This is a genomic window from Micromonospora sp. M51 (assembly GCF_018070305.1).
Classification (GTDB): domain Bacteria; phylum Actinomycetota; class Actinomycetes; order Mycobacteriales; family Micromonosporaceae; genus Micromonospora; species Micromonospora parva.
In genome coordinates this window covers 1-5,778 of sequence record NZ_JAGPXZ010000381.1, presented here as the reverse complement: position 1 = coordinate 5,778, position 5,778 = coordinate 1, and the positions used below count along the sequence as shown (strand labels likewise).

Here is a 5,778-nt window from a genome sequence, read left to right as displayed (position 1 = left end):
CGGTCCGGGCGGTCCGCGTACGTGGCGGGGCAGGTCGTCCGGGTCGGCGGCGGCACGGCGAGCACCCCGGCCGACTGGGACCGCCCACTGGACGGTCAGGTGGTGCTGGTCACCGGCGCCGCGCGGGGCATCGGCGCGGCGCTGGCCAAGGTGCTGGCCCGCGACGGCGCGACGGTGGTGGCCCTGGACATCCCGGCGGCCGGCGACGCGCTCGCCGCGGTGGCGAACGACATCGGCGGCACCGCCGTCCACCTCGACCTGACCGCGCCGGACGCGCCGACCCGACTCGCCGAGCACCTGGCCAGCCGGCACGGCCGGGTCGACGTGGTGGTGCACAACGCCGGCATCACCCGGGACAAGACGCTCGGCCGGATGGACGCCGACCGGTGGGACCAGGTCATCGACGTCAACCTCTCCAGCCAGGAGCGGATCAACGACGTGCTGCTGGAGCGGGAGCTGATCCCGACCGGCGGACGAATCATCTCGGTCTCCTCGATCGCCGGGATCGCCGGCAACCGGGGGCAGACCAACTACGCCACCAGCAAGGCTGGCGTGATCGGGTTGGTCGACTCACTGGCCCCGACCCTGCGGGAACGGGGGATCAGCGTCAACGCGGTGGCCCCGGGCTTCATCGAGACCCGGCTCACCGCGCGCATCCCGCTGGTGGTCCGCGAGGCGGGCCGGCGGATGAACAGCCTGGCCCAGGGCGGGTTGCCGGTGGACGTGGCCGAGACGATCGGTTGGCTGGCCTGGCCGGCCAGCGGCGCGGTCAGCGGAAACGTGGTCCGGGTGTGCGGGCAGAGCCTGCTGGGGGCGTGATGGGCGGGCAGTCGGGACCGGGCGGTCGTACCAGTGTCGAGCTGGCTCGGATGCCGGCGGCCGGGGCGCTGCACCGACGGGCGTTGCTCGGCGCGCTGCCGGGCCTCGGGGGCGGGCGGCGAGGGCCCGACCTGCCGGCGGTCGAGTTGACGGTGGGCGGGGTGACAGTGGACCGGGGGCGGTTGGCCGACTACGACCGGGTCTGCGGGTTCCGGCTGAGCGATCGGCTGCCCGCGACGTTTCCGCACGTCATGGGCTTCCCGCTGGCCCTACGCCTGATGACCGCGCCGGACTTCCCCGTCCCGCTGCTCGGTCTGGTGCACGTGGGCAACCGGATCACCGTGCACCGCCCGATCACCGGCGACGAGACCCTCGACTTCACCACGTACGCGGAGAATCTGCGCCCACACGACCGGGGGCGGCAGGTCGACGTGGTGCTGGTCGGCTCGGTCGACGGGGAGGAGGTGTGGCGCGGCGTCTCGACGTACCTCGGTCGGGAGCGCACGCCCGGCGGACGCGACCGGGGCGAACGGCCCGCGCCGCCGACGGCCACCGCCCGCTGGCGGGTGGACCCGCGCATCGGTACGGAGTACGCGCGGGTCTCCGGCGACCACAACCCGATCCACACGTCCCGATTCGGGGCGCGGCTGTTCGGTTTCCGCCGGCCGATCGCGCACGGCATGTGGAGCAAGGCGCGCTGCCTGGCCGCGCTGGAGGCCCGACTGCCCGACGCGTACACCGTCGAGGTCGCCTTCAAGCTGCCCGTGCCGCTGCCGAGCACTGTGAGCTTCGCGCTGCTGCCGGACGGCGGCTTCACACTGCACGACTCCCGTGGCCGACCACACCTGACGGGTCACCTGCGCTGAACGCACCGAAGCGTCCCGTGCGCTGATTGCGCCCTCTTGGCAACGGCGCTTTCATGGGTTAAGTTGTTCTCACAGCGAGATGTTCTCAGAATGAGAGTGACACGATGAACGAGCAGGAGTTCCTGGCCGCGTACGACCCCCGGGCCTACCCGTCGGTCGCCGTGACCGTCGACGTGGTGGCGCTGACCATCCGCGAGGACGCGCTGCACCTGCTGCTGATCCGGCGCGGCGAGGCACCCTTCGCCGGGCACTGGGCGCTGCCCGGCGGCTTCGTCCGCCCCGACGAGGACCTGACCGCCGGCGCCCGACGGGAGTTGGCCGAGGAGACCGGGCTCGGCGGCGAGGAGCTGCGCCGCGTACACCTGGAGCAGTTGGGCAGCTATGGCGCTCCCGACCGGGACCCGCGGATGCGGGTCGTCTCGATCGCCCACCTCGCGTTCGCCCCCGACCTGCCGGACCCCGCCGCCGGCAGCGACGCCGACGAGGCGATCTGGCTGCCGGTGACCGCGTTGACCAGCCGACAGCTCGCCTTCGACCACGGCCGGATCATCGACGACGCGCTGGAACGGGCCCGCTCCAAGCTGGAGTACACCCCCCTCGCCACCCGCTTCCTCGCCGCCGAGTTCACCATCAGCGAGCTGCGGGCCGTCTACGAGACCGTCTGGGGGCACCCGCTGCACGCCGGCAACTTCCACCGCAAGGTGCTCTCCGTGCCGGGCTTCGTGGAGAGCACCGGCGCCAGCACCGAGCGCGGTGGGGCCCGAGGCGGTCCCCGCGCCCGGCTCTACCGGGCCGGCGACGCCCGGCTGCTGCACCCGGCGCTTCTGCGCCCCGCCCGCGAGGAGAAGTTGCGGTGATGACCACCGAGTCCATCCGCCTGGTCGCTGCCGCCCGCACCGACACCGACCTGTTCGGCACCGATCAGTCGGCCCGCCGCTACCGCGAGCTGGTCGCGGCCCTGCACCCCGACCGCCTGCCGACCGACCCGGCGGTACGCGCCGAAGCCACCGAAGCCTTCATCCACGTCACCACCCGGTGGCAGGCCCGGCGGGTCACCGTCCTCGGCGACTACCGCCTCGGCGCGCCGGTCCACTCCGGCGATCTCGCCGACCTCTACGACGTCGGCGACGACCGGCTGCTCAAGCTGCCCCGACAGCCCACCGACAACGACCTGATGGCCCGCGAGGCGCACGCCCTGCACACCATCGCCGAACGCGGCGACCCGCGCTACCTGCCGTACGTGCCGAGGCTCGTCGACGAATTCCGGCACCGCGACAGCGTGACCGGCGCCGAACGGCGGATCAACGTGCTCGCCACCGCGCCCGGCCTGCACGACCTCGACGAGGTGCGGCGCGCGTACCCCGACGGTTTGGACGCCCGGGACGTGGCCTGGATGTGGCGGCGGCTGCTGGTGGTGCTCGGCCTGGCCCACCGGGCCGGCATCGTGCACGGCGCGGTCCTTCCGCGACACGTCCTGATCGAGCCGGACGCCCACGGCGTGGTGCTGGTCGACTGGTGCTTCTCCGCCCCCGTCGGCAGCACGATCCCGGCGCTGGTGCCCGGCCACGAGGACTGGTACCCGCCCGAGGTCGCCCAGAAGCGGCAGTGCGCGCCGGGCACCGACATCTGGATGGCCACCCGCTGCATGACCTCGCTGCTCAACCGCCACGCGCCGCGCGAGCTGCTCACCTTCGCCCAGGGCTGCCGTCAGCGCCGCCTCCCCGACCGGCCCGACGACGCCTGGGGCCTGCTGCGCGAACTCGACCAGGTGCTGGACCGGCTCTACGGGCCCCGCACCTTCCGCCCCTTCACCCTCACCCCCTAAGGAGCTGTCATGGGCAGTGGAATCTGGTCCACCGACGTGTACGACGCCGCCGACCGCTACCGCCGGTCCACCGGCAAGAGCGCCTTCTCCTACAGCGACAGCGGAGCGCGCACCGTGCACCCCGCGCTCGACCCCCGCGACGCGATGCGCGAGAGCCGCGACTCCGCCGAACACCCCAGGTCGACGCCCGTCGCCGTGCTCTTCGACGTGACCGGCTCGATGCGCACGGTCCCACGGATCCTGCAGACCAAGCTGCCGCAGCTGCTCGGGCTGCTGCAACGGCAGGGGTACGCCAGCGACCCGCAGATCATGTTCGGCGCGATCGGCGACGCCACCTGCGACCGGGTGCCGTTGCAGGTGGGCCAGTTCGAGTCGGACAACCGGATGGACGACGACCTCGGCCGGATCGTCCTCGAAGGCGGTGGCGGCGGGCAGATGAGCGAGTCGTACGAGTTGGCCATGTACTTCATGGCCCGGCACACCGTCACCGACAACTGGGAGAAGCGCGGTCGACGCGGCTACCTGTTCATCATCGGCGACGAGCTGGCGTACCCGCAGGTGAAGGCCCGGGAGGTGGCCGCCCTGACCGGCGACAACCTCGCCGAGGACGTGCCGCTGCGGCAGGTCGTCGACGAGGTGACCAGCCGCTGGGACACCTACTACCTGCTCCCCGCCGGCAGCCACTACGCCGGCAACGCCACGGTGCTCGACTTCTGGCGGGACCTGCTCGGGCAGAACGCCGTCGTCCTCGACGACCTCGACGCGGTCTGCGAGACCATCGCACTCACCATCGGCCTCGGCGAACAGGCGATCGACCTGGACGAGGGCCTCCGCCACCTGGACCGGGCCGGCTCCACGGCCACCGGGACCGTGTCGAAGGCGCTGGCCCGCCTGGGCCGGGGACGGCGGGCCGAGGTGTCGACGCTGCCGGCGTTCCGCGACACCACCGGCGGGGTGACCCGGCTGTGAACCATGTGGCGGTGGTCGACCTCGGCTACGGCGACGCCGGCAAGGGCACTGTCGTGGACTGGCTCTGCGCCACCCGTGGAGTGCACACCGTGGTCCGCTTCAACGGGGGCGCGCAGGCGGCGCACAACGTCGTGCTGCGCGACGGGCGGCACCACACGTTCGCGCAGTTCGGGGCGGGCACGTTCCATCCGGGTGTGCGTACGCACCTGTCCCGGCACGTCGTGGTGGACCCGCTGGCGCTGGCCGCCGAGGCCGACCACCTCGCCACGGTCGGGGTGAGCGACGCGCTCGACCGGCTGACCGTCGACGGGGACGCGCTGCTCGCCACCCCGTACCACCGGGCCGCCAACCGGGCCCGCGAGATCGCCCGGGGAGCCGACCGGCACGGCTCCTGCGGGCTGGGGGTGGGCGAGGCCGTCGCGTACGGTCTCGCCCACCCGGACGACGCGCCACGGGTCGCCGACTGCCACAGCCCCGCACTGCTGCGCCGTCGGCTGACCGTCCTGCGGGACCGGTTGACCGCCGAGTTGGGCCCGCTGGACGCGCCACCGATCGAGGACTGCCTGCCCGCGTTCACCGGGTTCGCCGGGCGGGTCGCCATCGTCGACAGCAGCTGGCTGGCCGGGGCGCTGCGCACCGGGACCTGCGTCTTCGAGGGTGCGCAGGGGGTGCTGCTCGACGAGTGGCACGGCTTTCACCCGTACACCACCTGGAGCACCACCACGTTCGCCAACGTCGACAGTCTGCTCGCCGAGGCGGGCCGGCCCGGCGACGTGACCCGGATCGGGGTGTTGCGCGTCGTCACCACCCGGCACGGGGCCGGCCCGCTGGTGACCGAGGACCCGGCGCTGCCGTTCACCGACCGGCACAACGGCACCAACCCGTGGCAGGGCAGGTTCCGGTTCGGCCACTTCGACGCGGTCGCCCACCGGTACGCCCTCGCCGCGGCGGGCGGTGTCGACGGCCTGGCGCTGACCCACCTCGACCTCGCCGGCCCCGGGCTACGGATCTGCCGCCGCTACGACACGACCGACCGGCTCACCCCCGGCCCACCGGGTGACCTGGACCGGCAGGCCGCGCTCACCGCCCGCCTGCTGCGCTCCCACCCGCTGTACGACGAAGCGCCGCAGGACTGGCCAGCAGCGGTAGGCGCGGAGCTGGACACACCGGTGGTGCTCACCTCACACGGCCCCACCGTCGACAACAAGACCCCACACGGCCCGCTGCTCGCCCCACAGGCCCTGGCCCGCACGGCCTAACCCCCCCCCCCCCACCCCCCCCCCCCCCCCCCCCCCCCCC

Annotated in this window: 6 protein-coding genes; all 6 read left to right on the top strand. The window is 73.4% G+C overall.

Features of this window, described 5'->3' with window-relative positions; translation table 11 throughout:
- Positions 1 to 819: 3-oxoacyl-ACP reductase (locus KBX53_RS19880; RefSeq protein ID WP_210860938.1), on the top strand; the 819-nt coding region annotated here is incomplete at its 5' end.
- The gene (locus KBX53_RS19875; RefSeq protein WP_210860936.1) at positions 819 to 1,685 is read left to right on the top strand and encodes a MaoC/PaaZ C-terminal domain-containing protein; all 867 of its coding nucleotides are present in this window, start codon (positions 819 to 821) and stop codon (positions 1,683 to 1,685) included. The genes KBX53_RS19880 and KBX53_RS19875, both read left to right, overlap by 1 nt.
- A 104-nt stretch (positions 1,686 to 1,789) precedes the next feature.
- Positions 1,790 to 2,542 carry an NUDIX domain-containing protein gene (locus KBX53_RS19870; RefSeq protein ID WP_210860934.1) on the top strand — a complete coding sequence of 251 codons (753 nt, stop codon included), beginning with the start codon at positions 1,790 to 1,792 and terminating at the stop codon, positions 2,540 to 2,542.
- On the top strand, positions 2,542 to 3,510 hold the full coding sequence (locus KBX53_RS19865; RefSeq protein ID WP_247675901.1) for a serine/threonine protein kinase: 969 nt from the start codon (positions 2,542 to 2,544) through the stop codon (positions 3,508 to 3,510). The genes KBX53_RS19870 and KBX53_RS19865 overlap by 1 nt, the downstream gene beginning before the upstream one ends.
- 9 nt (positions 3,511 to 3,519) lie before the next feature.
- Positions 3,520 to 4,479, top strand: a complete 960-nt coding sequence (locus tag KBX53_RS19860) for a hypothetical protein (protein WP_210860930.1) — start codon at positions 3,520 to 3,522, stop codon at positions 4,477 to 4,479.
- Positions 4,476 to 5,738, top strand: a complete 1,263-nt coding sequence (locus tag KBX53_RS19855) for an adenylosuccinate synthetase (RefSeq protein ID WP_210860929.1) — start codon at positions 4,476 to 4,478, stop codon at positions 5,736 to 5,738. The genes KBX53_RS19860 and KBX53_RS19855 overlap by 4 nt, the downstream gene beginning before the upstream one ends.
- Positions 5,739 to 5,778: the final 40 nt, after the last annotated feature.